We start from the raw sequence: 25,273 nt of genomic DNA, 5'->3' as shown, positions 1-25,273 counted from the left end.
GGAACAGCAAGGTTACGGGAGGATATAGTTTTATAAGATGTGAATCAGTGGTAAGTGGTATGAGTCGCGATACCAATCGGCGAGCGTTCATGAAGCGCACTGGGGCGATAGGCACCGTGGGTCTGCTTGGTGGGTTGGCAGGCTGTTCAACCGAACAGACTGACGGTGGCGGCGGCGACGGCGGTGATGGTGGGATGACCGGTACCGGGACCGACTCGGGTGGCGACAGCGGCCCGGAATCGCCGGACGTGCTGATGGTCGTCGGCTATCCACAGAGCGGTGTGCAACTGTTCAAGGACTTCTACGCCGACTACGGCGACGACGCTGCTGACATCCTCGTCACCGACGGACTGCAGGACGGCGAGCTACCGAGTAACGTCGGCGACGATATGTCGAACGTCCGCGGCACGGCCCCGTCGGCGGCCGGTCCCGGAGTCGATACGTTCACGGAGCAGTTCACCTCCGAGTTCGACTACGACGAGGCCGGCGTGTTCACATCACAGGCCTACGATGCGACAGCGGTCCAGATTCTCGCCAACCTGCTGGCCGGGGAAAACGACGGACAGGCCGTCCGAGATCATATGCGTGTCGTCGCCAATCCGGGCGGCGACACGTACGGCCCCTCCGAACTGCCAGCGGCCGTCGAAGCGGCCGCCGCGGGCGAGAACATTCAGTACGAGGGGGCTTCGAGCGCGGTCGACTTCGACGAAAACGGGGACATGGCCTCGGCGCAGTATCAGGTCTTCGGCTTTCAGGACGGTGGGGGCGTCGATACGCTCAACACCGTCGACTTCGACGCGGGCGACGACATCCCGCAGCCGGAACCGAACGGCTCCGGGAGCGACCCCGGACGAACGGTCCGGTTCGGTGTGCTGATGCCCGAGACCGGCGATCTCGGGCCGCTCGGCAGGCCGATCCGCGACGGGGCGATCCTCCCGGCCCTGCAACTCGAAGGCGAGGTCGACTTCGAGTTCGATTACCAGGTCGGTGACACCCAGACCCAGGCACAGGCGGGCATCGACGCGGCCAACTCCCTCGTCAGCGATGGATATCCGTCGATTACCGGAGCGGCCAGCTCCGAAACGTCGATACAGGTCGCCAGAAATGTGCTCGTCGACAGTGGTGTCGTCGGCTGTTCGCCAGCGTCCACGTCGCCGACGATTACCGACCTCGAAGACAACGACTACATGTTCCGCACCCCGCCCAGCGACGCGCTGCAGGGACAGGTCCTGGCACAAGTCGGCGTGGACGAACTCGGTGCCGAGACCGCATCGACGCTGTACGTGAACAACAGCTACGGCCAGGCACTGCAGGAGGCGTTCGCCGGCGCGTTCGAAGCAGAAGGCGGGACCATCGTCAACCAGGTCGGCTTCGAGCAACAGCAGTCCTCCTACACGTCCGAAATCAACAGCGCGATGAACCAGTAACGGGGCCGCAACCGCTGTCCTGTTTTATCCGCCGAGGAAGTCCTGTCGCACCTGCTCGTCGTTGAGAAGAACCGTCCCCTCGTCCTCGTAGCGGTTCTGGCCCTGGACGAGGACGTAGCCCCGGTCACACCGCCGGAGCGCTTCCTTGGCGTTTTGCTCGACCATCAGAATCGCCGTCCCGTCGTCGTTAATGCGGTCGATACGGTCGAACATATCGTCGACGAGGTCCGGGGCCAGCCCGGCGGAAGGCTCGTCGAGCAACAGCAGGTCAGGGTCGAGCATCAGCGCCCGCCCCATGGCGAGCATCTGCTGTTGGCCGCCCGACAGCGTCCCAGCCGACTGGTCGGACCGCTCCCGGAGGATGGGGAACCGCTCGTACACGTCCTCGATGCGGTCTTCTGGGACTTCATCGAGGATGTACGCGCCCATTTCGAGGTTCTCGCGCACGCTCAGCGAGCCGAACACGTTGCCGGTCTGGGGGACGTAGCTGATCCCCTCGTAAATGATTTCGTCGGGATTGCGCCGGCTGATGTCGGTCCCGTCGAAGATGACGTCCCCGCCCATGTACGTCGTCAGGCCGAAGACAGATTTCATCACCGTCGACTTGCCGGCTCCGTTCGGGCCGACAATGACGACGTACTCGCCGTCCGCAACGTCCATGTGGACGTCGCTGAGGACCTGCAGGTCGCCGTAGCCTGCATCGAGGTTCCGGATGGCGAGGAGTCGCTCGGCTGGGTCAGGGAGCGTGACAGCCTCGGACTCCGTCGCGCGCTGGCTCATACGTCACCTCCCAGATACGCCTCCAGTACCCGCTCGTCCGACGTGATAGTCTCGGCGTCCCCTTCGGCGAGGACGCTCCCCTGGTGCATGACGATGATGTGTTCGCAGTTGTTCATGATGACGTCCATGTCGTGTTCGACGAGCAGGAAGGTCAGCCCCTGCTCCCGGCGGAGTTCGTGAATCCGCTCCAGTAGTTTCTCCTCCAGCGTCGGGTTGACGCCGGCCAGCGGCTCGTCCAGCAGAATCATCTCGGGGTCGGTCATCAGGACCCGCGCCATCTCCAGCAGTTTCCGCTGACCACCGGAGAGATTGCCGGCGTTCTCGTGGGCGAGGTGGTCGATCTCGAAGAACTCCAGCGTCTCCCACGCGCGGTCCCGGACGGCCGCCTCGTCCTTGATTACGTCCCCGCGCAGTCCCGGCGTCACCGAGCGAACGACGGATTCTCCGACTTGTCCACCCGGTGCGAGCATCACGTTCTCCAGGACCGTCATCTCGGACAGTTCACGGGCGATCTGGAACGTCCGGACCAGTCCCTGGTTTGCGAGTGTGTACGGCGGGAGCCCGGTAATGTTCTGGCCGTCGAAGGTGACCCGGCCACCAGTTGGCTCGTGAATGCCGGTGATACAGTTGAACGTCGTCGACTTGCCGGCCCCGTTCGGGCCGATGAGGCCGGTGAGCGACCCCTCTGCCACGGAGAACGTCGCCCCGTCGACCGCGACGACGCCGCCGAACTCCTTGCGGAGGCCGTCGACTACGAGCAGGGGAGAGTCAATAGCGTCGCTCGTGACGGCCGTTTCCCGTTGCTCTGCGACGTCGGGCTCACTCATCGGCCTCACCTCCGGACCCGGACTGCGGTCTGTCCAGACTCACGCTCGTTGCGGGTTCGTTCCGGTGGCCGAGCAGCCCATCTGGCTGGTTCTGGATGATGTATATCAGGACGACGCCGATGAGCACGAACCGGAGCGTGCTGACGTTGCTAATGGTGTATGCAAGGAGGGGGAGCGGGTCAAGTGACGCGAACCCGGCGACCGCGTCGACGATGTTGCCGGGTGCGCGAGTGCCGCCCAGCGAGACGTTCTCCCCCAGCCGCGCCGGCAGATAGAACAGCAGTCCGGAGAACGTCGCCGCCCCGACGATACTGCCGGTGTTGGACCCGGAGCCGCCGATGATGAGGGCCGCGAACACGTAGAACGTGATCGTCGGTCTGAACTGCTGTGGGCTGACGTAGCCCGCCTGTCCGCGGAACAGGACACCGGCCAGCCCCATCAGCGCGCAGCCGATCATGAACGTCTTGATTTTGAACTGGCGGGTATCCTTGCCGAGAGACTGGGTCACGGTCTCGTCCTCGCGGATCGCCTTCAGCACGCGACCGAACGGCGAGTTCGTGATGCGGGCGAGCACCCAGTAGCTCCCGGCCACGACTAGCAGGAGGAGTATTCCGTACGTGAGATTCGCCAGGTTCGGCCCGGAGACGCCGACGCCCTCCGCGGCGGTTACGATCGGCTGCCCGACGCCGTTGATGAGCGTCGCCGCCACGTCGTTCGCGGACTTGAACGAGATGCCGGTCGCGCCGCCGGTGCCGACCGGCACCCCGAACAGTGAGAACTCGGCGAGGCCGCTCCAGTTGACGACAAGTCGGATTATCTCCGAGAACGCGACTGTCACGATAGCGAGGTAGTCCGCTTTCAGTCTGAGCGCCGGGAGCGCCGCAAGACCGCCGACGATAGCGGCCATAACCATACCGCCGATGAGGCCGACCCACAGCGGGAGGCCGAGCCCAGGGACCGCCCCGGCGGCCGGGTCAGTTGGCGCAGTGAGAATCGCCGTGGTGTACGCGCCGACGGCCATGAACCCCGCAATGCCGATGTTGAACAGGCCAGTGTACCCCCACTGGAGATTCAGTGCCAGCGCGAGGATTGCGTAGCCGCCGATGAGTACGGTCACGCTGCCGATGAAGCCGGCGGCGAGGTTCGCCCAGTTCGCCCCGCCGACAGCGATTGCCAGCACGAGCATAACGGCCCAGATACTGGCGATGAAGCCGACAACCAGCCCCACGTCCGGGAGCGCGTCCAGACGGTCTCGAACAGTGTCAACAGTACTCATGCTGTCGACACCCCCCCGAAGATGCCGGACGGGCGCAACAACAGGACGACGATGAGCACCAGGAACGCGGAGGCCCGCGTCAGCCCGGACGGCAGCCAGATCAGGGCCAGGCTATCGACCAGCCCGATGAGGATCCCACCGGCCATCGCCCCGTATATCGAGCCGATACCGCCGACGATGACAGCGGCGAAGATGAGCAGGAGCAGAATCCAGCCGAAGTTGAACGATATCGTGCCGCTTTCCAGCACGAGCAGGTAGCCACCGATGCCCGCCAGACCGCCACCGAGAATCCAGGTGAGCCGGATCACGCGCTCGGTCGGAATCCCGGTCACGCGTGCGAGGTCCTCGTTGTCGGCCATCGCCCGCATCGCTTTGCCGAGCTTCGTCCGCTGTAGCAGCAGGTGGACGCCAAGCATCAATAGGAGCGACACCACCAGGAGGGTGATTTCGTTGTCGGTGACCGAGATCATCGAGAACACCGTCACTCGGAGCCCGCCGCTTGCGACCCCGCTGGTCTGTGTTCCAAAGACGAACGCGATGAGGTATCGCAATGCGAGTGCGACACCGATTGACGCGATCAGCAAGGAGATGTTGTCCGTATCGCGCATGGGGCGATAGGTGAGTCGGTCGATGAGTAACACGATACCGATTGACCCGACCCCGGCGACGACGAGACCGAGAAGCACCGGAGCGAACGTCGAAACGGTGCTCAACTGCCGTCCAGAGTTGAGCATGAACAGTTCTGCGATCGGGGCACCGGTCCCGAGACCGGCGGTGATGTACGCGGCGACCCACCCCAGGAACGCCCCCACCGTCACTGTGTCCCCGTGTGCGAAGTTGGCGAAGTCGAGGATGCTGTACGTCATCGACAGGCCGATTCCGGCGAGGCCGACCGCCAGTCCGACGAGCAGTCCGTCCACCACCATCGAGAGCAACGAGCCCACGGTGAGGGACCCCCCCAGTAACCTGGTCCCGAGGAAGAACACGGTTGTCCCAGCGAGCTTTGCAACTAAATCCAGCAAGAGGAAGCCACTTACGGCGGCCACCACCGCTGCCCCCGGCCGGTCACCCATCACCACGCGGCCGTCTCTTGCGAACTCAGCAATTCCCATAGGTTACCCTTCGTTGGACCCTCCTGTCTAAATAACCCACCGGAAATTCGTGCGAAATAACCGTGTAGAAGCCAGGACACCGCTGTCAAAACAGGAATCGCCCCCTCCCATGGTCGCGTGTCGAGCGAGAGACTAGTGATACCACGGTACAAACTGGCGAATAGAGCCACTTCGAACCCAGTGCGGATCACGAATTCGAGCGCCCGCACGGCGCGCGACACCGGTTTCGGTCACCACTGCTTCGAGTCGTACCCGTCTCGAGAAATCACCGGACACCGGCCGGATACTGGCTGAGAACGGTGCTATTCACAGCGCTTTTATGCGGTCCATCGATGATATACGACAGATGGTACGCCTGGTCGTCGCCAGTCTCGTGCTGGTTCTCCTGCTGGGGAGCGGTGCCGCGCCGCTGGCGATGTCACAGCCGGCCGACGAGAGCGTCGGCGTCCAGACGCCCGACAGGTTCGACCGGACGACGTTCCAGGTCACGCTGTATCAGAACGGGTCAGCCGAGTGGGCAATCGTCCACAGGACCCCGCTCGAAAACGACACCGACCAACAGCAGTTCGAGGAGTTCGCCGAGGCGTTCGAGCAGACGGAGCAGCCGCTGTACCAGAATTTCGTCGAGCAGTCGACGCTGCTGACACAGTACGGGACGAACGTGACTGGCCGGAACATGAGTGCGACCGACTACAAGCGGTCGGCATCGGTCGACCCGCTCCAGAACACCGGCACGGTTCGGATGTCGTTCCGCTGGCATAACTTCGCTGTCGTCGAGGGCGACTCCGTCGTGGTCAGCGACGTGTTCGACGGCGGGTTCTACATCGGGTCGAGCCAGTCGTTCGTCTTCGAGCGCGGCCCCGAACTGGCATTCGTCAATGTCAAGCCGGAACCTGACTCACAGAGTACCCCGGACTCGCTCGAAAACAGCGAGAGCGTTACGTGGAACGGCGAGCAGTCGTTCAACGACCGCCGGCCCTACGTGGAACTGCAACCGCGCGAAACCGGCCAGAGCGCCGGTACTGAGCAGCGCACCACGGCTGGCGGTGATACACCTTCCGAGGCCGCCGGTGGGCCGTCGTGGATGCTCCCGGCCGCCATCGTCGGTCTCATTGTCGTTGCTGGCGGTGTGGCCGCGTGGCGGTCCGGCGCACTGGGACAGGTCCTGGGAACCGACGACGACGAACCGCCCGCTGCGTCACCGTCAGCCGCTGCGGACACGGAGCAGCCGTCGTCGGCTCCGCCGGGCGATGCAACAGCGGACACCGATACGCCCGACGAACCGGCGGTCCCCGACGAGGAACTGCTCACCGACAGCGACCGCGTCTGCAAACTGCTGGAGGAAAACGGCGGCCGAATGAAGCAGGTCGACATCGTCGACAGCACCGACTGGTCGAAATCGAAGGTGAGCATGCTCCTCTCAGATATGGAAGACGACGGCGACATCTCGAAGCTCAGAGTCGGCCGCGAGAACATCATCAGCCTCGCCGGCCAGGAGCCCGATGCCGCGGGGTCACCGTTCGACGACGAGTGAGAAACCAACACAGGGCGGGGCCGAAACGCAATGATTATACGTATCTCCTCGCTACGAACTTGTGTACGCTCCGTTGGTGTAGTCCGGCCAATCATATCACCCTCTCACGGTGATGACTAGGGTTCAAATCCCTGACGGAGCATTTCTCTGCGATTCAACGAATACACAGTGACCGCTGTCTGTGACCGACAGTATTTGTGTCTCCCAGTCCAACCGGCCGGTATGCGCGTCGCGGTAGTCACCGTCGGAGACGAACTGCTCAGTGGCGAGACGGTCAACACGAACGCCGCGTGGCTGGGACAACAGCTCGCGCAGCGTGGCGTCACTGTCGGCCGGACGACGGTCGTCCCCGACGAGATATCGGATATCGCCCGCGTGGTCAACGAGTACCACGCGGAGTTCGACGCCGTCATCGTCACCGGCGGCCTTGGACCGACGCACGACGACAAAACCATCGAAGCCGTCGCCGCGGCGTTCGGCCGGGACGTCGTCGAGAGCGAGGACGCCATCGCGTGGCTGGAGGAACACGGCGGCTACACGCGCGACGACCTTACCGACGGAACCGGCGAGGTGCCGGAGGGGTCCCGTGTCCTGCCAAACCACGAGGGCGTCGCGCCCGGCTGTGTCGTCGAGAGCTGTTACGTCTTACCGGGCGTGCCGGCCGAGATGAAGCGGATGTTCGAGGAGATTGCGGGCGAGTTCGCCGGCGAGCAGCGGTACGTTCGCACCGTCGACGCCGATGAGCCCGAGAGCGCGCTGCTGGATCGACTGGCGGAGGTACAGGAGCAGTTCCCGGTCAAGGTCGGAAGCTATCCCGGCGACCACGTAACCGTCCGGTTCGAGGGGACAGAGGAGGAGCTAGTCGAGGACGCGGCCGCGTGGTTCGGCGAACGCGTCGAGTCACCGACGGCGGAGTGACTACCGGTAGAGGTGGTTCAGCCAGAGAAACGTCAGGAGCAGGCCACCGAGCGTGATGACCGCGCCGGACGCGTTGATGATCCCTGTCTGAACGCCGCTCTGGAGTAGGACTGACATAGCTGTGCGTTCTTCGTGGGGTGGCTTGAAAGGCACGCTCCCGGGCCCCTTTTGCCGCGGGGTCGCCAAGAGGAAGCGAATGCGACGAATCGGTGTCGTGGTCAACCCCATCGCCGGGATGGGCGGCCGCGTCGGCCTCAAGGGCACTGACGGGAAAGTCGCGGAGGCGCGCCGCCGCGGCGCGGAGCAACGCGCACCGGATCGCGCACGGACTGCGCTGGAATCACTCGCCGAGGTGGAGACGGACGTGGAACTGCTCACGTACGGCGACCCGATGGGAGAGGGTATCGCTCGTGAGGCAGGGTTCGATCCGACGGTCGTCGGCGCTCCGGCGAGCGCTGACGAGACGACGAGCGAGGACACCCGACATGCGGTCCGGGCGTTCGTCGAGGCGGACGTGGACGCGATCCTGTTCGTCGGGGGCGACGGCACGGCCGTCGACGTAGCAACGACGCTTGACGACCTGGACGCGGACATTCCGATCCTTGGCGTCCCGGCCGGCGTCAAGGTGTACTCCTCCGTGTTCGGCGTGTCACCGCGTGCGGCCGGACGCATCGTGGCTCGGTTCTCCGAGACGGAGCGCGCGGAGGTCAACGACATCGACGAGGACGCTTTCAGAGGCGGGGAGGTCGTCACGGAACTCCGGGCCGTCGCCACGGTCCCCGTCGCCGACCAGCGCCAGTCGGCCAAACAGTTGGGCGGCGGCAGCGTCGAGTCACTCGCCGAGAGCGTCGCCGACGCCGTCGAGGGGGGCGTCACGTACGTCCTCGGGCCAGGGAGCACTGTCGGCGCTATCAAGGAACAGCTCGGGTTCGACGGGACGACGCTCGGCGTGGACGTGTGGCGCGACGGAGAGGTGCTTGCCCGTGACGCCGCCGAGTCAGACATTCTCGACGCCCTCGGCGACCGAAACGTCATCGTGGTTTCGCCCATCGGTGGGCAGGGGTTCGTGTTCGGCCGGGGGAATCAGCAACTGTCACCGGCGGTCATCAGGCAGTGTGACCTCGAAGTCGTCGCCTCGCGGCGGAAACTGGACGGTATCGGGACGCTCCGGGTCGACACCGGTGACTCGGACCTCGACGAGGAACTGCGCGGCTGGCTGCGGGTCCGCATCGGCCGTCACGAGCGCCGACTCGTCGAAGTCGTCTAATCTGTATGGGCCTCCCCAGCCGAGAGACGTAAGCCATGATATATCGGCTCCGGTATTTTATCATGTATAGTCAAGATTAAGGTATCTCACGCCCCACAAAGGACATATGGAAACTCGGAAAGTCCAGCGATTGGGGCCGTCGACGCTCGCGATGACGTTGCCGGCGGAGTGGGCCAGTGCGCACGACGTCGAAAAGGGCGACGAGGTGTCGCTACGGATGGGCGGCAAAGGCACGCTGACAGTCATGCCCGAGTCCGTCCAGACCGAGGAATCAGAGGCTATCATCCACGCAGAGAACCTCGATGCCGCGTCTGTCGAGCGGGCCATCGTCGCCCAGTACGTGCTCGGACGGCGCGTCATCCACGTCGAAGCCCCGGAAGGCGAGACGCTGGAATCCTCTCACATTAACGCCGTCTACAACGCCGAAACCCAACTGATGGGCCTCGGCGTCATCGAGGAGACGCCGGACAGAATCGCGATTCGCTGCTCCGTCGACCCGGAGGACTTCACGCTCAACAACCTCCTCGAACGGCTGGAATCCACCGGCTCGACGATGCGAAACGAGGCGGTGAAATCCCTCGCCCACGGCAACCCCGACCTCGCTCAGCGGGCGCTCAACCGCGAGCGACAGGCCAACAAGATATTCGTCCTGCTGCTACGGCTCATCTTCACGGCCTACCAGAACCCCAACCTCGCGCGGGCTATCGGCCTCAACGACGGCTTCCCGCTCATCGGCTACCGTTCGATTGCGAAGAACCTCGAACTGACGGCGGACAACGCCGAGGACATCGCCGAGATCGCGCTAGAGACCGACGATCACTCGCTCAACGTCGACAGCTCCACGATGCGCCGCATCCGCGAGTTCACCGACCAGGTCAACGACATCACCGAACTTGCGGTCCAGGCAGCTGTCGACCGCAACTACGACACCGCGATTCAGGTCCGAGAGCTGTACAAGGACATCGGCGACAAGGAACACGAAATCCTCGACGACCTGCCGGAGATGGACAACGAGGCGCTACTGGAAGTGCGCGAAGTGCTCGTCAGCCTCCAGCAGACGGCCGAGTTCGCGGTCCGGAGCGCAGAGATCGCAACGAACCTCGCGCTCAACGAGGAGTCCGAGCACACGACAATCGAGTGAGGCGGCTCCCGCTGCCCGCAGTTGCGGTTCGCAGCGACAGTCCTGTTTTCCGACTCTACCACGTAATTTGGCAGTTTCACTACCACGATCGGTTGCTGTGAAAAACACCTGCACCTTTCATCGGACATCGTGAACGGTCCAGTATGAAGCGGCCTGTCGACCCATCGACACCCATTCATATCGCCGTCAAAGAGACCATCGCGGCACTTGAGGACTGCCACCCTACACAACTTGGGAGCCTTGAGATGGTCGTTGACGGTGAGCGACTGGACGCGGTGCTGGATGCCCCGTCAGAGGAGTTACCGATGCTGTTCCAGTACTGTGGCTATACGGTATCAGTCGATGACACGGGGACGCTCTGTGTCGAGAACTGAGGGATAGTAAACTGGCAGCGCTGGCTACCCGAGCAGGCCGCCGTCGTCGGTTTCGGTCTCAGTCGCTGTCTCCGTCGGCGTCGCGGTTTCCGATTCTGTCTCCGTCTCGGTTGGCGTTGCGGTTTCCGTCTCAGACTCGTCGCCACCCAGTAGCCCGTCATCCGTCTCGGTCTCCGTCGGTGTCGGCGTCGGGGTTTCAGTTTCCTCGTCGCCGTCCGGTGACTCGTCGGCCGACCCGTTGTCGGGCTCAGCGCTCGTTCCGTTGCCGGTCGGGTACTGTGCTTTGTTGCCGAAGATATCCGTCTGGATCTCCTGTTGGTAATCGATAGCGTCCAGATCGACCCGGAACTGCTCCCCGCCGCCCTCCAGCACGAGGTAGAAATCGATGTAGAGGTCCGTCCGCTGGTTTCGCTGGAGGTGGGTCACCCACCAGCGGTCGAGGTTCCCGTTCTGGATAGCGGTGTTCGCTTCGAGTGTCGTCTCCTGGCCGGGGCTGAGGACGTAGCCACGGTCAGTCTCGCCCTCGCCGACGGTCACGTCGTTCATCCGGATGGTGTAACCGACTTTGGTGATCGTGTAGGGGTACGGCTTGGGGTTGTACACGTCGAACGCGAGGTTCAGCGGCGTCTCGGACTGGGTGAGGTTCTCCTGGTCCCACGCGCCGCGGGTCTCGTTGATGTAGATGACGGGGTCCGAGACAAGCGGCTGGTCCGCCTCGACGGGGCGCGTCTCGGTGGAGTTGAACTGGCTGAGGAGGTCCGTCTCGATGGTCCGCTCCTGGCTGAACGACACTGACCGGCCCCCGAGCGTTGAGGAGGTGACGGTAGCGTCGATACCGACCGTCGTCGTCTCGCCGTTGTCGATGTGGGTGACCCACCACGGCGGGATACGGTCGTTTTGCATCTCGGTGCTGAACGCGAGCGTCGAGTTGCCGGTCCCGAGGCCGATGCCCTGCCTGTCGCCCTGTGCCATCTCCACGCCGTTCATCGAGATGGTGTAATTGAGTCCGACACCGCCCAGCTGGACACCGACTGGGTTGGGGTTGGTCACGGTCAGGTTCGTCGCCACAGCGGTCGTCTGGTTCGAGACGTCCGCGAAGTGGTTGTCCACGGACGCGACGCTGGGTGTGCCCAGAACGCCGAGCGCGACGCTGCCCCCTGCGACAGCGGCGACCGCGACGACCAGTACACCAACTATTTTCAACCATCCCATAGTTGTACACCCATCTTCGACGGGCCGGTATATGTCCTGTGGCCCCAGCCCGAATGAACTAAGTGGGCAACACCGAAAGCGTCGTACATGAGTTCCAAGGCGTCCAAAAGCGACATGGGGACGGGCCTGGCCCTGCTGTTCGGACTCGTCTCGGTCGGCGCGGCGGTAGTCACAGCAACCAACAGCTACAACTACGCGATTCTGCACGCACAGGAGCTTGAGACCGGCAATCTGCTCGTGACGTCCGGCGGCGCGTTCGGGCTCGCAATGCTGGCCGCGGCTGTGGCTATCGTGGCGATTCACGCCTACGACGCCTGACGCCCGGTATCAGCGGAGAGACTGTGAAGGGAACCGTTAAAAACGCTGAGACCCATTCTCTAGTATGGCCGATTACAGCGAGGAAGACCGACGCATTCTCGAATATCTCCGGGACAGCGTCTCGCGTGGAGAGAGCTACTTCCGCGCGAAGAACATCGCTGAGCAGCTCGGCCTCTCGTCGAAGCAAGTGGGAGCGCGGCTGCCACGCTTAGCTGAGGAGGCCGACGAAGTCGAGATCGAGAAGTGGGGCCGAGCGCGGTCGACGACGTGGCGCGTCACACCGACGGGATAGCCGCTGCCGGGTTTTACGCACTGTGACAATCGGTGGATTCATCGGCCAGTAGTCCCGAGTACCTTCCATGACTGTCCGGGCCGAGCGAACGATGACTGTGCCGGCCACACCGGAGCGTGTCTGGGAATTCATCACCGACCCGGATAAACGGGCCCGGCCGATCAGCGTCGTCACAGACTGGGAAGTCATCGACGACACACACGCGAACTGGTCGATAGAACTCCCGATTCCAGTGGTCAGCCAGACGATGACGGTGAAAACCGAGGACGTCGAACAGCGCCGCCCGGAGTACGCCCGCTTCATCGGTCGCTCGAAAGTGATGACCGTCCAGGGCGAACACGAACTCGAAGAGACGGCCGACGGCGGCACGAAACTGACCAACCGGTTCATCGTCGACGGCAAGCTCCCGGGCGTCGAGCGGTTCTTCAAGCGGAACCTCGACGACGAGATGCAGAACCTCGAACAGGCGCTGCGGGACGACCTCGAAGTCGAAGCATGAGACTCACGCTTGCCCAGATAGACGTGTCGTCGGACGCGGTGGCAGAGAACGTCGGCCGCGCAACCACCGCCATCAAGGACGCGGCCGCGGACGGCGCGGACCTCGTCGTGCTCCCGGAACTGTTCAACGTCGGCTACTTCGCGTTCGACCGCTACGCCCGCGAAGCAGAGGGGCTGGAGGGCGAGACACTCACCCGAATCCGCGGCGTCGCCGCGGACAACGACGTGGCGGTGCTCGCCGGAAGTATCGTCGAGGACCTCGAAGCCAGCGCCGACAGCGGCTTCGACACGCCGGCTCCGGAGGGGATGGCGAACACCGCCGTGTTCTTCGACCGCGACGGGGAACGACAGGCGGTGTACCGCAAACATCACCTGTTCGGCTACGACTCGGCGGAGTCCCAACTGCTCGAAGCCGGCCGGAGGATTCCGACCGTCGACTTCGAGGGGTTCACCGTCGGCATTACCACCTGCTACGACCTCCGGTTCCCGGAGCTGTATCGCCATCTCGTCGACGAGGGGGTGACGCTGACGCTCGTCCCGAGCGCGTGGCCCTATCCCCGCGTCGAGCACTGGAAGCTATTCGGCCGCGCCCGCGCCGTCGAAAACCAGCTGTACGTCGCCGCAGCGAACGGTGTCGGCCAGTTCGAGGACGCGGAACTGCTGGGTCGGTCGACGGTGTACGACCCGTGGGGAACGACGCTCGCCAGCGCCGACGACCACCCGGCGCTGGTGACTGCCACCCTCGACCCTGCTCGCGTCGACCAGGTCCGCGAGGAGTTCCCGGCGCTCGCTGACCGCCGGACGGACTGGCCGTAACTGCAGTCGCTGTTTTACAAAAAGCGGTTTTTGAGCGTTCGCCGTCGTTATGCCGCTCTCAGGACGAGTACGACCCGTATGGCTTCGCGAATCAGGGTCCTCGCTGTCGTCGGTCTCCTCCTCCTTGCCGGTTGTACCGGTATGGGTGGGAGCGGCGATGCGGGCGAGGCACAGGGCGGCGGTGACGGCGCACAGATGTCCAGCGGCGACGGCGGGTCGAGCCAACCCGTCGAAGCGGACTCCGAGGCGAACGCCGCGGATAGCGGGAATATTCAGGCCGGCGACGCGGCGGCTGACCGGGCCATCATCCGCAACGGTCGGATGGTGGTCGAAGTGGAGAACTACTCCACGACAGCCGACGCAATCGCTGCTCGGGCGCGCACGTCCGGCGGGTACGTGAGCGACTCCAACCGCGAACTCCACCGCAGCGACGGCGAGGCGTGGTACACCGGGTACATCGTGGTCAGAGTGCCAAGCGAGGAGTACGAACCGACGCAGTCGATGGTGAGCGAGCAGGGGACGGTGCGCTCCGAGGAAACGACCACGAAAGACGTGACCGACAAACTGGTCGACCTCGAAGCGCGGCTAACCAACCTCCGGGAGCGCCGCGACCGACTGCGGACCTTCTACGAGCAGGCAAACAGCACGGCGGAACTGCTCCGCATCGAAGAGGAACTCTCGTCGGTCCAGAGCGACATCGAACGCCTCGAAGCACAGAAGCGCTCGCTCGAACAGCGGGTCGCCTACTCGACGCTGCGCGTCGAGATTCACGAGCCAGCGCCCGAGCCGTCGGCCCAGCAAGTGCCGTACCACGAGCGGTCGCTTGTCGCTGCGTTCCTCTCGTCAGTGACCGACGTGTACGTGTTCACTCGTGGGCTGCTCGTGACCGCTGCGAGTCTCGCGCCGTGGATCGTCGTCCTCGCCGTCCCAGTCGTCGGTGGTCGACGGCTCCTTCGCGGTCGGTCGGTCCCGCTGCTGGGCCGACGTGGCGCGTCGGAACCCGCCACAGAAGACAGTGCCGGTGGAGGCGAAAGCGACGCCCCACAGCAGGAATCCACTGAGGAATCGGACATGGAGTCGCCAGACAGGGACGCGTAGCCGGAACCGAACACCGGGCCTTTTTTGCGTGTGCACTCGCTACGAGTAGCTGCCGGCAAGGCGCTTTTCACGTCGATGCCGGCGCTAACGCCCGTCTCGCTGCTCGGCCACTCGGCGTCGCTCGTCCGCCAAGGCTGTCCGGACAGCCTTTTCACTCCTCTCCCGGAGTCGATCCTTTCGCCTCTCCTCGTCTTTCGGATACTATCGATCTAAAACGTCCACTCAGCAGCTACTGCGACGAAGATATCCTGCGAGCTACCGCGTCCGTTCCCGCTCCAGCGCTTCACCGAAGTGTTCTGGCGTGATCTCCACTTCGTCGGCGTTCTCGGTGGCCTCTTCCGGCCCGTAGGCGGACGCCACCTCACGGATGGCCAGCATCGACGCTTCGCGGACGACGGCCTCCAGTTCTGCACCCGAGAAGCCGTCGGTCTCCTCGGCGAGGTCCCTCATATCGGTGTCATCAGCGAGCGGCTTTCCGTCGGTGTGGACGGCGAGAATCTCCTCGCGGGCTTCACGGTCGGGGTTCGGGACCTCGACGTGCTGTTCGAGGCGACCCGGTCGCAGGAGCGCATCGTCGATCATGTCCCGGCGGTTAGTCGCAGCCAGTACGACCAGATTGGGGTTCTCGGTGATGCCGTCGAGTTCAGCGAGTAGCTGGGAGACGACGCGCTCGGTGACTTCGTTGCCCTGACCGCGGTGGCTGGCGATGGCGTCGATCTCGTCGAGGAAGATGATGCTCGGCGCGGTCTGGCGGGCGCGCTCGAACAGTTCCCGGACCGCCTCCTCGCTCTCGCCGACGTAGCGGTCCATGATTTCGGGGCCGGCGACGTGGATGAAGTTCACGTCGCTCTCGCCAGCGACGGCCCGAGCCAGCAGCGTCTTGCCTGTCCCCGGCGGGCCGTACAGCAGGATGCCGCTCGGCGGGTCGGTGTTGGTCGCGGTGAACAGCTCAGTGTACGACAGCGGCCACTCGATGGCCTCCGTCAGCGTCTGCTTGACCTCGGACAGCCCGCCCACGTCGTCGAAGGTCGCCGTCGGCGACTCGGCGACGTACTCCCGCATCGCGCTGGGGTCGACGGTGGCGAGCGCGGTCTCGAAGTCGTCCTGGTGGACGTCGCCGTCGTCGCGGTCGGCCCGGAGCGCGGCCATTGCGGCCTCGGTGGTCAGCGACGCGAGGTCCGCCCCGACGAAGCCGTGGGTCTGTGCGGCGATGCGGTCGAGGTCCACGTCGTCGTGCAGCGGCATATCCCGCGTGTGGACGTCCATAATCTCGCGGCGACCGTGCTCGCCGGGCACACCGATCTCGATTTCGCGGTCGAAGCGTCCGCCCCGGCGCAGCGCCGGGTCGATGGCGTCGACGCGGTTCGTCGCCCCGATGACGACGACCCGGCCCCGGTCTTCGAGGCCGTCCATCAGTGTGAGCAACTGGGCGACGACCCGGTTCTCCATGTCGGCGTCCTCGTCGCGGGAGCCGGCGATGGAGTCGATTTCGTCGACGAAGAGGATAGCCGGCGCGTTCGCTTCGGCTTTTTCGAAGGCCTCCCGGAGCCGCTCCTCGCTCTCGCCCTTGTACTTGGAGACGATTTCGGGGCCGGAGATAGTGTCGAAGTAGGCGTCGACCTCGTTTGCCACCGCTCGCGCGATGAGGGTCTTCCCCGTCCCGGGCGGGCCGTGCAGGAGGACGCCGCTGGGCGGGTCGATACCCAGACGGCGGAACTCCTCGGGCTCCGAGAGGGGCATCTCTATCATTTCACGGATACGATCCAGTTCCTCGTCGAGGCCGCCGATGTCCTCGTAGCTCACCCCCGATTCCGTCTCGGCGGTCGGTGTGTTCGCCGTTGTTGCCTCACCGGACGACGACTGGCCCGCATCGCTGCCACCGTCGAGGCCCGGCAGCACAGTCACTGCCGTCGTGCCGGTGACGCGAACCGGCCCCGAGGGAGAGGTCTTGCGAACGAGGAACGTGCCCAGCCCTTCGATGTGGGTCCGCTCGTCGGCCTGGATTATCTGGTCGACCAGCCGCTTCCTGACCAGGCTCTCGTAGTCCTCGCTGCCCGGTATCGGTTCGACCGACTGGACGGCGATCTCAGTGGCCTCGGAGACCGACCCGCTGGTCACTGTAACCGTGTCGCCGATGTTGACCCCGGCGTTCGCTCTGGTGTCTGAATCGATGCGGACGAAGGAGCCGTCGTCGTCCGCGGGCCAGACCTTCACGACGGTTCTGTCGTCGCCTTCGATGATGACGGGCGACCCGCTCAACACCCCGAGTTCGGTCCGTGCGGACTCCGGTAGTCGTGCGATACCGCGCCCGGCGTCGCGCTTGTTCGCACCCTCGACGGTGAGTTCGACACCGGCGTCAGTGGACCCGCTCATGCCGCCTTCTTGCAATCCGACTCCCTTGAGGGTTCCCGTTGTGTTGCGGGAAAATAATATACGGTCGGCCGTCGGAATTTCAGGTATGGTTGTCCAAACCGAGCGAGACGAGGTCACTTGGTACAAGTGCGAGACCTGTGGCCTGATGTTCGACGACCAGAGCGACGCGCGCCAGCACGAGGAGAACTGTGACGACGAAGACCCGTCCTACATCCAGTAGCGGCCCTCGCCCTCGCAGTCACGCCACCCGCACCACAGGCATCACGCCTCGACGATCTCGAAGCTCCGCTCGCCGAGTTCGTCCTCCTCGAAGACGAACACGCGGCCGTTCGTTACGTCGTAGTCCACGTCTACTTCCGTCCGCATCTGATTGTCTCGGACCGTAACACCCGGGAACAGTTCGTCCTCCTCGCCGTCGTCGAGGATGACCCGTCCGACGCCTGTCTCTTCGAGAATATCGTCGTGGGTCCGGAGGTCGTTGACGTACACGAGGATGCCCGACGTCTCCGTCTCGTCGGTAATCAGGACGTGTGTGTCTTTTCCCGGCGCAGTCTGGATACTCCCTTCGACCGCCGTTGGGACGCCGTGATAGAACGCCTGGCGGCCGTCGAGGTACTCCACGACGACGCCGTCCTCGGTCAACTCGACCGAGACGGTGTCCGGTGCGATGTCCGACCGGTTGCTCATACCGGCCCTTCCGGCGGCGCGCTCAAAAGTGACGCGTTGTCCGTTTCAGCCGACCGGTCGGTTCCCAACCCCTTGGACGGGGTGCGAAAGGGACTAGTGACTCGCCTGTCTCCGTCTCACCATGACGAAGACCCTCGTCGTCGGACTCGACGGAGCGAGCTGGGAACTGCTCGACCCGTGGATCGAGGCCGGCGAGCTCCCGAATCTGGCCGCGCTGCGGGACACCGGCACCTGGGCGGGGACGCAGAGCTGTCTGCCGCCGGTGACGTTCCCGAACTGGAAGTGCTACTCCTCGGGCAAAGACCCGGGCGGGTTCGGCGTCTTCTGGTTCGAGAACGTCGACCTCGCCGCGGGCGAGATCAACGTGATGAACGGCGGCGACTACGACACCGCCGAGCTGTGGGACTACCTCAACGACGAGGGGCAGTCGGCCGGTGTCGTCAACATGCCGACGATGTACCCGCCGCGGGACATCGACGACCTCGTCGTCGCCGGGGGTCCGGACGCCGTCGAGGGCGAATACCGGTCGATCAGCTCCGGCTACACCTCGCCGCCGGAACTGGCCGACGAACTCGAATCACGGTTCGATTACAGCGTCCACCCGGACCCGCTGCTGTCCTCGAACGACGAGCGCGGCGCGGAAGTCGAGGCCATTCTGGACCTGCTAGAGAAGCGCTTCGAGGTGGCGACGACGCTCATGGACGAGCGGGACCTCGATTTCGTCCACGTCACGCTGTTCTATCTCAACGTCCTGCATCACTTCTTCTGGGACGACGAGCCGAGCTTGCGTGCGTGGAAGATAGTCGACGAGTGGGTCGGCCGACTCGACGACCGCGAGGACCTGAACCTCGTCCTGATGTCCGACCACGGCTGTGACGCGACCCAGACGGAGTTCTACATCAACGAGTGGCTGGCCGAGAACGGCTACCAAGTTCGGGACACAAGCGTCGACGCGCTTCTCACGCAAATTGGGCTCGACCGCGAGAACCTGCTCGCGGTCGCAAAGCGGGCTGGACTGGTCGACACACTTGCCCGCGTCGTCCCCGAGTCCATCCAGCAACTCGTCCCGCAACGCGACGGCGTCAAACGGGACCGAAAGCTCGAAGCCATCGACCTGGAACAGACGAAGGTCGTCGCCAGCGGGCAGGGGCCGGTGTACATCAACCCCCGGTTCGACGTAGAATCGGTCCGTGAGTCGCTCATGGCCGACCTCCGCGAGGTAGAAGACGAGCACGGCCCGCTGTTCACGGACGTCTACAGAGGCGAGGACGTGTACAACGGCCCCTACGTCGACGCCGGCCCGGAGGTCGTCGTCGACCAGCGCCCGGGCGTCCACGTCAACGACGGCATCGGCGGCGGGACCGTCCAGAGCGGCCCCGACCGCTGGGCGGCCGAGAACACGCCCTACGGCATCTTCGCCGCCAGCGGGCCGGACTTCGAGCCGCAGGGCGAACTCGACAGAATCAGCATTCTCGACATCGCGCCGACGGTGCTGGCCGCCCACGGCTGTGCGGTGCCGACGGACATGCGCGGCGAGGTCCTCCCGGTGTTCCCCCAGGACCCCGCTGTCGGCGAGCGTGCCCCACTCAGTATCGAGGACGCCCTCGGAAGCGACGACGGCGACGCCGTCGAAGACCGGCTGAAACAACTGGGATACATGGAGTAGGTCCGTCTGTGAGTTCGACCGGCGTTCAAATGAGTGAACCCAATGGGATAAGTAGCCGCTCCCGATACACACCGGTATGGTTAGCATCGATCTGAACAACAGCCAGCGAACAATGCTTACGACGCTGGTAAACAGGTATCAACAGACCGGTGAGGCAGTTACCGGCGAGACAATCGCGGAGGAGATCGACCGGAACCCCGGAACGGTACGGAACCAGATGCAGAGTCTGACCTCGCTGGGACTCGTCGAAGGCATTCCCGGCCCGACGGGCGGGTACAAGCCGACGTCCGAGGCCTTCGACGCAATCGACCGCCAACAGATAGACGAGGCCGAGAGCGTCGTCGTTGCCCACGACTACGAGCGCGTCGACGTCACCGTCGAGGAAATCAACTTCACGAACGTCCACGACCCGGAGAAGTGCCGTGCCCGGTTCCACCTCCAGAGCTCGGTGCAGGACTTCAGCGAGGGACAGGCCGTCATTCTCGGGCCGACGCCAATCTCGAAGCTCGTCGTCGCCGGGACGGTTGTCGCCGTCGACGAATCGAACAGCGAAATCCTCCTCGACGTCGCGAAGATCGAAGCGCCTGTGGAAGAACCGGAGAAATAAGCGGTCCGTGCGGCCACGCAGTGTGCTGTAGCGCTTTCAGGGGTCGACGCGGTCGATCCACAGCGTCGGCGTCTCTATCTCGTCTTCGGTGGGGAGGGTGTCCGGCGAGTCCCAGACGCGCCCGGCCGCAGCGACGCCGCGGGCGTCGGCGACCGTGTCGAAGAACGCCTTCCCGCGTTCGTACTGCTGGCGCTTCATCCCGAGGCCGAGCAGCCGGCGCATGAGCGACGCGATGGGGCCACGCCCCTGCCGGCGCTCGTCGACTTTCCGGCGCAGGTCGTCGTACTCGTCGTCGAAGGCGCGGTCCATCAGCAGTTCCGCGTACCCCTCGACGGCGGTCATCGTGGTGTCGAGTTCGCCCAGCGTCGTCCGGTCGATGTTGCCGTCGGTGAGGTTGTCGATGGCGTCCTCCATCGCCGTTTCGAGGTGGTCGGACAGCCACGGGGCCGCGCCGAACTCCGCCGCGTGGGTGACCTCGTGGAACGCGATCCAGCGGCGGAAGCGGTCCCGCTCGACGTTCAACTGGTCGGCGACCCGATGGATGTTGGGGCGCACGAAGTACAGCGCGTGGGCGTCGTTGTCCGCGAGCAGGACGGGGTCGTACTGACCCAGGACGTTGTTCCCCAGAAACGAGAGCGCAACGGCCATCGATCCGGTGTTGACGACGCGGGCGATGCCGGGGATGTACTCGGCCTGCTGTTCAATCGGCTCCATCACGCGGCTGAACGTGGCGACGTTGGCGTCAATCCAGTGGTGGCGGTTCTGGATCTCGACGGTTTCGGGCAGGTCGAAGGCGAGTTCGCCGACCTCCCGGACGCGATCTCTGGCGTCCCGAACGTCGGTGGCGTAGCCGTCGCGTTCGGGCGTCTCGACGGTGAGGTCGCCCGTGTCCGTCGCGCCCTTCGCGGCGTCGGCGACGGCACTCCAGTCGATGGGGCCGTCACCGGTCGCACCGGCGACAGCCTGAACGCTGTGGTATATTCCCATACGTCTGAAATGTGGCCGGAGAAAATAGGCCTTCTCCCTGTGAAAACGACCACCGGCGTTCGGTTCGTGGCCTTGCTGTGGAGTTGGACGCTGTCCCTTACAGGGCTTCGTCGCGGTCGTCCCCGTCTGACCCGCCGAGGTACAGACGCAGGACGACCGCGACGAGCCCGACGGCACCGAGTACCGCGAGCGCGAGGCGACCGACGTTACGGCCACCGTCAGCCTCAGCGTCCGTTTCGTTGGTCGTCTCGCTCGTCCGGGACCGGGACCACCGTGATTTGCTGTCCGACTCGTCATCATCGTCGGGAGCACTGAACGGGGCGTTCGCAGTGAACTCAGCGCCGTCCAGATGCAGTTCGAGGAGAGTGAATTCGGCCATACTGACAGTTCGACGCCGTGACTCTTAGCCGTGGCGGTACCAGAGCCACGGTGGGACGGTCCCAGACCGCGTGCCGTCCGCTGTTTTCATGACCACGGGGCGATTATCCCGCGTATGGACACACGACGACGCGAGTTCCTGGAATCGCTTCTGACGACGCCCGGCCCGTCGGGGTACGAGGCCGACAGCCAGCGGGTGTGGCTCGACTACGTCAGCGAGTTCGCCGACGAGGTCCGAACGGACGACTACGGCAACGCCGTCGCGAAGGTCGAAGGTGGCGACACGACCGTCGCGCTCGCGGGCCACGGCGACGAAATCGGCTTCATCGTCCGGGACCTCACCGACGACGGCTTCGTCAAACTGGGCCGCATCGGCGGCTCGGACAAGACCGTCTCGCGCGGGCAACACGTCACCATTCACACGGCCGACGGGCCGGTATCGGGCGTCGTGGGCCAGACCGCGATTCACCTCCGGGATTCGGACGACGACTCCGTGCCGGAGATCGCCGAACAGCACGTCGACGTGGGGGCCGAGGACGGTGACGAGGTGGAATCACTCGTCGACCGCGGCGACCCGGTGACGTTCGTCCAGACGCTGAGCGAACTGGAGAACGGCCGCCTCGCGGCCCGAGGAATGGACAACCGTATCGGCATCTGGGCGGCCGCTGAGGGGCTTCGGCGCGCGGCGGAGGCCGGGGCGGACGCGACGGTGTACGCCGTCTCCACGGTGCAGGAGGAGGTCGGCGTCCAGGGGGCGAAGATGGTCGGGTTCGATCTCGCGCCGGATGTCGCTATCGCCGTTGACGTGACCCACGCGACGGACTCGCCGGGTTCGCCGGGCAAAGCCGACACCGGCGTCGAACTCGGTGAGGGGCCGGTCGTCGCTCGCGGGAGCGCGAACCATCCGGTCGCCGTCGACGCTCTCCGAGAGACCGGCAAAGAGGAGGACATCGACATTCAGTTGCAGGCGACGGGCAGCAGGACCGGAACCGACGCGGACGCCTTCTACACTTCTCGGGGTGGGATTCCGTCGGTCAACGTCGGACTTCCGAACCGCTACATGCACACGCCGGTCGAGGTCATCGATCCCGACGACCTCGACGCGCTAGCGGACCTGCTGGCCGGCTTCGCCGTCCGAGCGGCCGACCGAGCGCCCTTTAGCGTCGACGTGTAGGGAAGCGGACCAGCCTCGCGCGTGCCACCATACAAACGGTACGTTTAAGCGCCCGTCACTATCCAAACCGTACATGAGTGGACGACCGCTGGATGTACTCGAAGCGTCCCTCGGTGAGACAGTCACCGTACAGCTGAAAGGTGGCGAACTCTTTGAAGGAGAACTCACCGGCTACGATCAACACATGAACCTCGTCGTCGAGGATGAAGACACAACGATTATACGCGGCGATAACGTCGTCTCAATTACTCCATGACTGGCGCAGGAACTCCGAGTCAGGGCAAGAAAAACACCACGACGCACACGAAGTGTCGACGGTGTGGCGAAAAGTCGTATCACACGAAAAAGAAGGTCTGCTCGTCGTGCGGTTTCGGCAAGTCGGCCAAGCGGCGTGACTACGAGTGGCAGTCGAAAGCGGGCGAATAACACACTCAACACAAATGCACGAGAAGTGCGGCGTTGTTGGCATCTCTTTGGAGGACCGTGACGCCGCCCGACCGCTTTACTACTCCTTGTACGCGCTCCAGCACCGCGGTCAGGAATCAGCCGGTATCGTCACCCACGACGGGTTCCAGCAGTACAGCCACGTCGAGATGGGCCTCGTCGGTGACGCCTTCGACCCCGGTGACCTGGAATCGCTCAACGGCGCGAACGGTATCGGCCACGTCCGATACCCGACCGCCGGGAGCGTCAACGCCTGCTGTGCCCAGCCGTTCTCCGTCTCGTTCAAGTCGGGGTCGCTGGGGCTGTCCCACAACGGGAACCTCGTCAACGCCGACGAGATCGGCGACGAACTGGCCGACCTCGGCCACGCCTTCACTTCAGACGGCGACACCGAGGTCATCGCCCACGACCTCGCGCGTAATCTCTTAGAGGAGGACCTGGTTCGGGCTGTCAAGCGAACGATGAACCGTATCCACGGGTCGTACTCGCTGACGATTATGCACGACGAGACGGTGCTCGGCGTGCGCGACCCGCAGGGGAACCGGCCGCTGTGTATCGGCGAACTCGAGGACGGCTACGTCCTCGCCTCCGAATCAGCCGCCATCGATACGCTCGACGGCGAACTCATCCGGGACGTCAAGCCCGGCGAACTCGTCGTCTTGCACGCCGACGGCACCGGCTACGACACCTACCAGCTCGTCGAGCCCGAGAACACGGCCCACTGCTTCTTCGAGCACGTCTACTTCGCGCGACCGGACTCGACCATCGACGAGAACCTCGTCTACGAGGTCCGGCGCGAACTGGGCCGGAAACTCTGGGAGGAGTCCGGCGTCGAATCAGACGTGGTGTTGCCGGTGCCTGACTCCGGGCGTGCATTCGCCTCCGGCTACGCCGAGGCCGCACAGGACGACGGCTCGGACATCGAGTTCGCCGAGGGGCTGATGAAAAACCGGTACGTCGGCCGGACGTTCATCATGCCGACTCAGGACGAGCGCGAACGGGCCGTCCGGTTGAAACTCAACCCCATCAAATCGACCATCGAGGGGAAAAGTGTCACCATCATCGACGACTCTATCGTCCGCGGGACCACCTCGACGCAACTGATTCAGTTGCTGAAAGACGCCGGTGCCGAGGAGGTCCACGTCCGCATCGGCGCGCCGCCCATCGTCGCCCCGTGCTACATGGGCATCGACATGGCCTCCCGCGATGAACTCATCGCCGGGAACCAGTCCGTCGAGGAAATCCGTGAGGAAATCGAGGCGGACTCGCTGTCGTATCTCTCTATCGACGCCATCGCGGAAACGCTGGACAAGAGCCGGTCTGACCTCTGTCTCGGCTGTGTCACCGGCGAATACCCCTACGACATTGATGGCGAGGCGACGGACCGCGACGTGGCCCGCCCGGACATCGGCACGCAGTCGCGCCCAGCTGACGACTAAGGCGGCTGTGAGCGGCCACAAAGGCATCACGTTTTTACTGCCTCCGGGTGAGCGTCCAGCCATGCCTGGTCCCGCGTTTCTCGAAACCGAGCGGACAGCCCTCCGGTCACCAGACCGCGACGACCTCGACTGGATACGGCAGGTGTTCCACCACGAACAGGTCTGGGGGCTGGGGACGTACGCGAAACCCTCAACCGCCGACCAACTGGAGACGTTCTATGAGGAGACACTTTCCAATGAGGACTCGGTTCATCTGCTGGTCTGTGTCGACCCGGCCGGGAGTCCCGGACGGGTCGAGGACCGAACCGAACCGGTCGGGCTCGTCGCCATGACTGACCACGACCCGGAGCGGGGCACAGCCGAACTGGGCTACTGGCTTGACCCGGACGCCTGGGGCGAGGGGTACGCCACTGAGGCGGCGGGCAGACTGGTCCGGTACGGCTTCGACCAGCGGGCGCTCCGGAAGTGGTCGGCAAAGATTGTGGGCGGGAACGACCGCTCCGTCGCGGTGGTCGAACGGCTTGGATTCACGAAGGAAGGGACACACCGCGAAGAGTGGTATCTCGACGGCGCGTGGCGTGACATGTTGTGGTTTGGGTTGCTCCGAACGGAGAGCGACTGATAGTGA

General features: G+C 64.5%; 28 protein-coding genes and 1 tRNA gene. 20 read left to right on the top strand and 9 right to left on the bottom strand.

Annotated features, from left to right (window positions below; genetic code table 11):
- Window positions 1-59 precede the first annotated feature (59 nt).
- Window positions 60-1,427, top strand: coding sequence for an ABC transporter substrate-binding protein (locus ACNO8S_RS06905; protein ID WP_064288028.1), 1,368 nt, complete (start codon window positions 60-62; stop codon window positions 1,425-1,427).
- Window positions 1,428-1,451: 24 nt separating this feature from the next.
- Here the strand turns inward: ACNO8S_RS06905 and ACNO8S_RS06900 are convergent, their stop codons facing one another.
- From ACNO8S_RS06900 to ACNO8S_RS06885, 4 genes are read right to left on the bottom strand one after another with little or no spacing between them, the layout of a single operon-like run.
- Window positions 1,452-2,207, bottom strand: coding sequence for an ABC transporter ATP-binding protein (locus ACNO8S_RS06900; protein ID WP_014040306.1), 756 nt, complete (start codon window positions 2,205-2,207; stop codon window positions 1,452-1,454).
- Window positions 2,204-3,034, bottom strand: a complete 831-nt coding sequence (locus ACNO8S_RS06895) for an ABC transporter ATP-binding protein (protein WP_014040305.1) — start codon at window positions 3,032-3,034, stop codon at window positions 2,204-2,206. The genes ACNO8S_RS06900 and ACNO8S_RS06895 overlap by 4 nt, the downstream gene beginning before the upstream one ends.
- A complete protein-coding gene (locus ACNO8S_RS06890) occupies window positions 3,027-4,310 on the bottom strand; it encodes a branched-chain amino acid ABC transporter permease (RefSeq protein WP_014040304.1) in 1,284 nt (427 codons plus the stop codon). Before ACNO8S_RS06890 ends, ACNO8S_RS06895 begins: the two co-directional genes overlap by 8 nt.
- On the bottom strand, window positions 4,307-5,422 hold the full coding sequence (locus ACNO8S_RS06885; protein WP_146417253.1) for a branched-chain amino acid ABC transporter permease: 1,116 nt from the start codon (window positions 5,420-5,422) through the stop codon (window positions 4,307-4,309). The genes ACNO8S_RS06890 and ACNO8S_RS06885 overlap by 4 nt, the downstream gene beginning before the upstream one ends.
- Window positions 5,423-5,741: 319 nt before the next feature.
- Here ACNO8S_RS06885 and ACNO8S_RS06880 point away from each other — a divergent pair, with 319 nt between their 5' ends.
- From ACNO8S_RS06880 to ACNO8S_RS06855, 6 genes are all read left to right on the top strand, one after another.
- Window positions 5,742-6,956, top strand: coding sequence for a helix-turn-helix transcriptional regulator (locus ACNO8S_RS06880; protein ID WP_420182702.1), 1,215 nt, complete (start codon window positions 5,742-5,744; stop codon window positions 6,954-6,956).
- A 67-nt stretch (window positions 6,957-7,023) separates the two neighbouring features.
- A tRNA-Glu gene (locus tag ACNO8S_RS06875) sits at window positions 7,024-7,098 on the top strand.
- A gap of 80 nt (window positions 7,099-7,178) precedes the next feature.
- Complete coding sequence (locus ACNO8S_RS06870) at window positions 7,179-7,874, top strand: competence/damage-inducible protein A (protein WP_420182701.1); 696 nt, start codon at window positions 7,179-7,181, stop codon at window positions 7,872-7,874.
- Window positions 7,875-8,070: 196 nt separating this feature from the next.
- Entirely contained in the window at window positions 8,071-9,141 is a 1,071-nt protein-coding gene (locus ACNO8S_RS06865; RefSeq protein ID WP_420182700.1) for an ATP-NAD kinase family protein, read from the top strand.
- Window positions 9,142-9,247: 106 nt separating this feature from the next.
- The gene (locus tag ACNO8S_RS06860) at window positions 9,248-10,282 is read left to right on the top strand and encodes a phosphate uptake regulator PhoU (RefSeq protein ID WP_004592822.1); all 1,035 of its coding nucleotides are present in this window, start codon (window positions 9,248-9,250) and stop codon (window positions 10,280-10,282) included.
- A gap of 143 nt (window positions 10,283-10,425) precedes the next feature.
- On the top strand, window positions 10,426-10,656 hold the full coding sequence (locus tag ACNO8S_RS06855) for a HalOD1 output domain-containing protein (RefSeq protein WP_050038030.1): 231 nt from the start codon (window positions 10,426-10,428) through the stop codon (window positions 10,654-10,656).
- Window positions 10,657-10,680: 24 nt separating this feature from the next.
- Here ACNO8S_RS06855 and ACNO8S_RS06850 read toward each other — a convergent pair whose 3' ends face one another.
- Complete coding sequence (locus ACNO8S_RS06850; RefSeq protein ID WP_050038029.1) at window positions 10,681-11,868, bottom strand: LEA type 2 family protein; 1,188 nt, start codon at window positions 11,866-11,868, stop codon at window positions 10,681-10,683.
- A gap of 114 nt (window positions 11,869-11,982) precedes the next feature.
- Here ACNO8S_RS06850 and ACNO8S_RS06845 point away from each other — a divergent pair, with 114 nt between their 5' ends.
- The 5 genes from ACNO8S_RS06845 (at window position 11,983) to ACNO8S_RS06825 (ending at window position 14,890) form a co-directional block, all read left to right on the top strand.
- The gene (locus ACNO8S_RS06845; RefSeq protein WP_004961543.1) at window positions 11,983-12,186 is read left to right on the top strand and encodes a hypothetical protein; all 204 of its coding nucleotides are present in this window, start codon (window positions 11,983-11,985) and stop codon (window positions 12,184-12,186) included.
- A gap of 64 nt (window positions 12,187-12,250) precedes the next feature.
- Window positions 12,251-12,478 carry a DUF7123 family protein gene (locus ACNO8S_RS06840; RefSeq protein WP_004592831.1) on the top strand — a complete coding sequence of 76 codons (228 nt, stop codon included), beginning with the start codon at window positions 12,251-12,253 and terminating at the stop codon, window positions 12,476-12,478.
- Window positions 12,479-12,545: 67 nt separating this feature from the next.
- The gene (locus tag ACNO8S_RS06835; protein ID WP_008309269.1) at window positions 12,546-12,977 is read left to right on the top strand and encodes an SRPBCC family protein; all 432 of its coding nucleotides are present in this window, start codon (window positions 12,546-12,548) and stop codon (window positions 12,975-12,977) included.
- Entirely contained in the window at window positions 12,974-13,792 is an 819-nt protein-coding gene (locus tag ACNO8S_RS06830; RefSeq protein WP_050038028.1) for a carbon-nitrogen family hydrolase, read from the top strand. The genes ACNO8S_RS06835 and ACNO8S_RS06830 overlap by 4 nt, the downstream gene beginning before the upstream one ends.
- Before the next feature lie 78 nt (window positions 13,793-13,870).
- Window positions 13,871-14,890 (top strand): DUF4349 domain-containing protein, encoded by a 1,020-nt coding sequence (locus ACNO8S_RS06825; protein WP_151146358.1) that lies wholly within the window; start codon window positions 13,871-13,873, stop codon window positions 14,888-14,890.
- Between the two features lie 255 nt (window positions 14,891-15,145).
- Here the strand turns inward: ACNO8S_RS06825 and ACNO8S_RS06820 are convergent, their stop codons facing one another.
- On the bottom strand, window positions 15,146-17,263 hold the full coding sequence (locus ACNO8S_RS06820; RefSeq protein ID WP_064288019.1) for a CDC48 family AAA ATPase: 2,118 nt from the start codon (window positions 17,261-17,263) through the stop codon (window positions 15,146-15,148).
- A gap of 85 nt (window positions 17,264-17,348) precedes the next feature.
- Here ACNO8S_RS06820 and ACNO8S_RS06815 point away from each other — a divergent pair, with 85 nt between their 5' ends.
- A complete protein-coding gene (locus tag ACNO8S_RS06815) occupies window positions 17,349-17,483 on the top strand; it encodes a DUF7128 family protein (RefSeq protein WP_004517924.1) in 135 nt (44 codons plus the stop codon).
- 41 nt (window positions 17,484-17,524) lie between these two features.
- Here the strand turns inward: ACNO8S_RS06815 and ACNO8S_RS06810 are convergent, their stop codons facing one another.
- A complete protein-coding gene (locus tag ACNO8S_RS06810) occupies window positions 17,525-17,950 on the bottom strand; it encodes a DUF5796 family protein (protein ID WP_050038025.1) in 426 nt (141 codons plus the stop codon).
- A 121-nt stretch (window positions 17,951-18,071) separates the two neighbouring features.
- Here ACNO8S_RS06810 and ACNO8S_RS06805 point away from each other — a divergent pair, with 121 nt between their 5' ends.
- Complete coding sequence (locus ACNO8S_RS06805; RefSeq protein WP_050038024.1) at window positions 18,072-19,616, top strand: alkaline phosphatase family protein; 1,545 nt, start codon at window positions 18,072-18,074, stop codon at window positions 19,614-19,616.
- A gap of 76 nt (window positions 19,617-19,692) precedes the next feature.
- Window positions 19,693-20,223 (top strand): Rrf2 family transcriptional regulator, encoded by a 531-nt coding sequence (locus ACNO8S_RS06800; protein ID WP_023843253.1) that lies wholly within the window; start codon window positions 19,693-19,695, stop codon window positions 20,221-20,223.
- Window positions 20,224-20,259: 36 nt separating this feature from the next.
- Here the strand turns inward: ACNO8S_RS06800 and ACNO8S_RS06795 are convergent, their stop codons facing one another.
- Together ACNO8S_RS06795 and ACNO8S_RS06790 are read right to left on the bottom strand one after the other, a co-directional pair.
- Complete coding sequence (locus ACNO8S_RS06795) at window positions 20,260-21,210, bottom strand: zinc-dependent metalloprotease (protein WP_014040293.1); 951 nt, start codon at window positions 21,208-21,210, stop codon at window positions 20,260-20,262.
- 97 nt (window positions 21,211-21,307) lie between these two features.
- Window positions 21,308-21,589, bottom strand: a complete 282-nt coding sequence (locus ACNO8S_RS06790; protein ID WP_050007106.1) for a hypothetical protein — start codon at window positions 21,587-21,589, stop codon at window positions 21,308-21,310.
- Between the two features lie 114 nt (window positions 21,590-21,703).
- On the opposite strand from ACNO8S_RS06790, the gene ACNO8S_RS06785 reads away from it, so the two are divergent.
- From ACNO8S_RS06785 to ACNO8S_RS06765, 5 genes are all read left to right on the top strand, one after another.
- On the top strand, window positions 21,704-22,762 hold the full coding sequence (locus ACNO8S_RS06785; protein WP_420182699.1) for a M20/M25/M40 family metallo-hydrolase: 1,059 nt from the start codon (window positions 21,704-21,706) through the stop codon (window positions 22,760-22,762).
- A 73-nt stretch (window positions 22,763-22,835) separates the two neighbouring features.
- The gene (locus tag ACNO8S_RS06780) at window positions 22,836-23,018 is read left to right on the top strand and encodes an LSM domain-containing protein (RefSeq protein WP_004517917.1); all 183 of its coding nucleotides are present in this window, start codon (window positions 22,836-22,838) and stop codon (window positions 23,016-23,018) included.
- The gene (locus tag ACNO8S_RS06775) at window positions 23,015-23,188 is read left to right on the top strand and encodes a 50S ribosomal protein L37e (RefSeq protein WP_004517916.1); all 174 of its coding nucleotides are present in this window, start codon (window positions 23,015-23,017) and stop codon (window positions 23,186-23,188) included. The genes ACNO8S_RS06780 and ACNO8S_RS06775 overlap by 4 nt, the downstream gene beginning before the upstream one ends.
- Before the next feature lie 14 nt (window positions 23,189-23,202).
- A complete protein-coding gene (gene purF / locus ACNO8S_RS06770; RefSeq protein ID WP_050007107.1) occupies window positions 23,203-24,645 on the top strand; it encodes an amidophosphoribosyltransferase in 1,443 nt (480 codons plus the stop codon).
- Between the two features lie 61 nt (window positions 24,646-24,706).
- Entirely contained in the window at window positions 24,707-25,267 is a 561-nt protein-coding gene (locus tag ACNO8S_RS06765; RefSeq protein ID WP_050038021.1) for a GNAT family N-acetyltransferase, read from the top strand.
- The last annotated feature ends 6 nt before the right edge of the window (window positions 25,268-25,273 follow it).

Source organism: Haloarcula sp. KBTZ06 (genome assembly GCF_048595605.1).
Lineage (GTDB): Archaea > Halobacteriota > Halobacteria > Halobacteriales > Haloarculaceae > Haloarcula > Haloarcula hispanica.
This window is presented reverse-complemented; position numbering and strand designations above follow the sequence as displayed.

Excerpts from the sequence above, each read along its gene's own strand:
- ACNO8S_RS06905 (WP_064288028.1), top strand. The coding sequence starts at position 60 with ATGAGTCGCGATACCAATCGGCGAGCGTTCATGAAGCGCACTGGGGCG.
- ACNO8S_RS06900 (WP_014040306.1), bottom strand. The coding sequence starts at position 2,207 with ATGAGCCAGCGCGCGACGGAGTCCGAGGCTGTCACGCTCCCTGACCCA.
- ACNO8S_RS06895 (WP_014040305.1), bottom strand. The coding sequence starts at position 3,034 with ATGAGTGAGCCCGACGTCGCAGAGCAACGGGAAACGGCCGTCACGAGC.
- ACNO8S_RS06890 (WP_014040304.1), bottom strand. The coding sequence starts at position 4,310 with ATGAGTACTGTTGACACTGTTCGAGACCGTCTGGACGCGCTCCCGGAC.
- ACNO8S_RS06885 (WP_146417253.1), bottom strand. The coding sequence starts at position 5,422 with ATGGGAATTGCTGAGTTCGCAAGAGACGGCCGCGTGGTGATGGGTGAC.
- ACNO8S_RS06880 (WP_420182702.1), top strand. The coding sequence starts at position 5,742 with ATGCGGTCCATCGATGATATACGACAGATGGTACGCCTGGTCGTCGCC.
- ACNO8S_RS06870 (WP_420182701.1), top strand. The coding sequence starts at position 7,179 with ATGCGCGTCGCGGTAGTCACCGTCGGAGACGAACTGCTCAGTGGCGAG.
- ACNO8S_RS06865 (WP_420182700.1), top strand. The coding sequence starts at position 8,071 with ATGCGACGAATCGGTGTCGTGGTCAACCCCATCGCCGGGATGGGCGGC.
- ACNO8S_RS06860 (WP_004592822.1), top strand. The coding sequence starts at position 9,248 with ATGGAAACTCGGAAAGTCCAGCGATTGGGGCCGTCGACGCTCGCGATG.
- ACNO8S_RS06855 (WP_050038030.1), top strand. The coding sequence starts at position 10,426 with ATGAAGCGGCCTGTCGACCCATCGACACCCATTCATATCGCCGTCAAA.
- ACNO8S_RS06850 (WP_050038029.1), bottom strand. The coding sequence starts at position 11,868 with ATGGGATGGTTGAAAATAGTTGGTGTACTGGTCGTCGCGGTCGCCGCT.
- ACNO8S_RS06845 (WP_004961543.1), top strand. The coding sequence starts at position 11,983 with ATGGGGACGGGCCTGGCCCTGCTGTTCGGACTCGTCTCGGTCGGCGCG.
- ACNO8S_RS06840 (WP_004592831.1), top strand. The coding sequence starts at position 12,251 with ATGGCCGATTACAGCGAGGAAGACCGACGCATTCTCGAATATCTCCGG.
- ACNO8S_RS06835 (WP_008309269.1), top strand. The coding sequence starts at position 12,546 with ATGACTGTCCGGGCCGAGCGAACGATGACTGTGCCGGCCACACCGGAG.
- ACNO8S_RS06830 (WP_050038028.1), top strand. The coding sequence starts at position 12,974 with ATGAGACTCACGCTTGCCCAGATAGACGTGTCGTCGGACGCGGTGGCA.
- ACNO8S_RS06825 (WP_151146358.1), top strand. The coding sequence starts at position 13,871 with ATGGCTTCGCGAATCAGGGTCCTCGCTGTCGTCGGTCTCCTCCTCCTT.
- ACNO8S_RS06820 (WP_064288019.1), bottom strand. The coding sequence starts at position 17,263 with ATGAGCGGGTCCACTGACGCCGGTGTCGAACTCACCGTCGAGGGTGCG.
- ACNO8S_RS06815 (WP_004517924.1), top strand. The coding sequence starts at position 17,349 with ATGGTTGTCCAAACCGAGCGAGACGAGGTCACTTGGTACAAGTGCGAG.
- ACNO8S_RS06810 (WP_050038025.1), bottom strand. The coding sequence starts at position 17,950 with ATGAGCAACCGGTCGGACATCGCACCGGACACCGTCTCGGTCGAGTTG.
- ACNO8S_RS06805 (WP_050038024.1), top strand. The coding sequence starts at position 18,072 with ATGACGAAGACCCTCGTCGTCGGACTCGACGGAGCGAGCTGGGAACTG.
- ACNO8S_RS06800 (WP_023843253.1), top strand. The coding sequence starts at position 19,693 with ATGGTTAGCATCGATCTGAACAACAGCCAGCGAACAATGCTTACGACG.
- ACNO8S_RS06795 (WP_014040293.1), bottom strand. The coding sequence starts at position 21,210 with ATGGGAATATACCACAGCGTTCAGGCTGTCGCCGGTGCGACCGGTGAC.
- ACNO8S_RS06790 (WP_050007106.1), bottom strand. The coding sequence starts at position 21,589 with ATGGCCGAATTCACTCTCCTCGAACTGCATCTGGACGGCGCTGAGTTC.
- ACNO8S_RS06785 (WP_420182699.1), top strand. The coding sequence starts at position 21,704 with ATGGACACACGACGACGCGAGTTCCTGGAATCGCTTCTGACGACGCCC.
- ACNO8S_RS06780 (WP_004517917.1), top strand. The coding sequence starts at position 22,836 with ATGAGTGGACGACCGCTGGATGTACTCGAAGCGTCCCTCGGTGAGACA.
- ACNO8S_RS06775 (WP_004517916.1), top strand. The coding sequence starts at position 23,015 with ATGACTGGCGCAGGAACTCCGAGTCAGGGCAAGAAAAACACCACGACG.
- purF (WP_050007107.1), top strand. The coding sequence starts at position 23,203 with ATGCACGAGAAGTGCGGCGTTGTTGGCATCTCTTTGGAGGACCGTGAC.
- ACNO8S_RS06765 (WP_050038021.1), top strand. The coding sequence starts at position 24,707 with ATGCCTGGTCCCGCGTTTCTCGAAACCGAGCGGACAGCCCTCCGGTCA.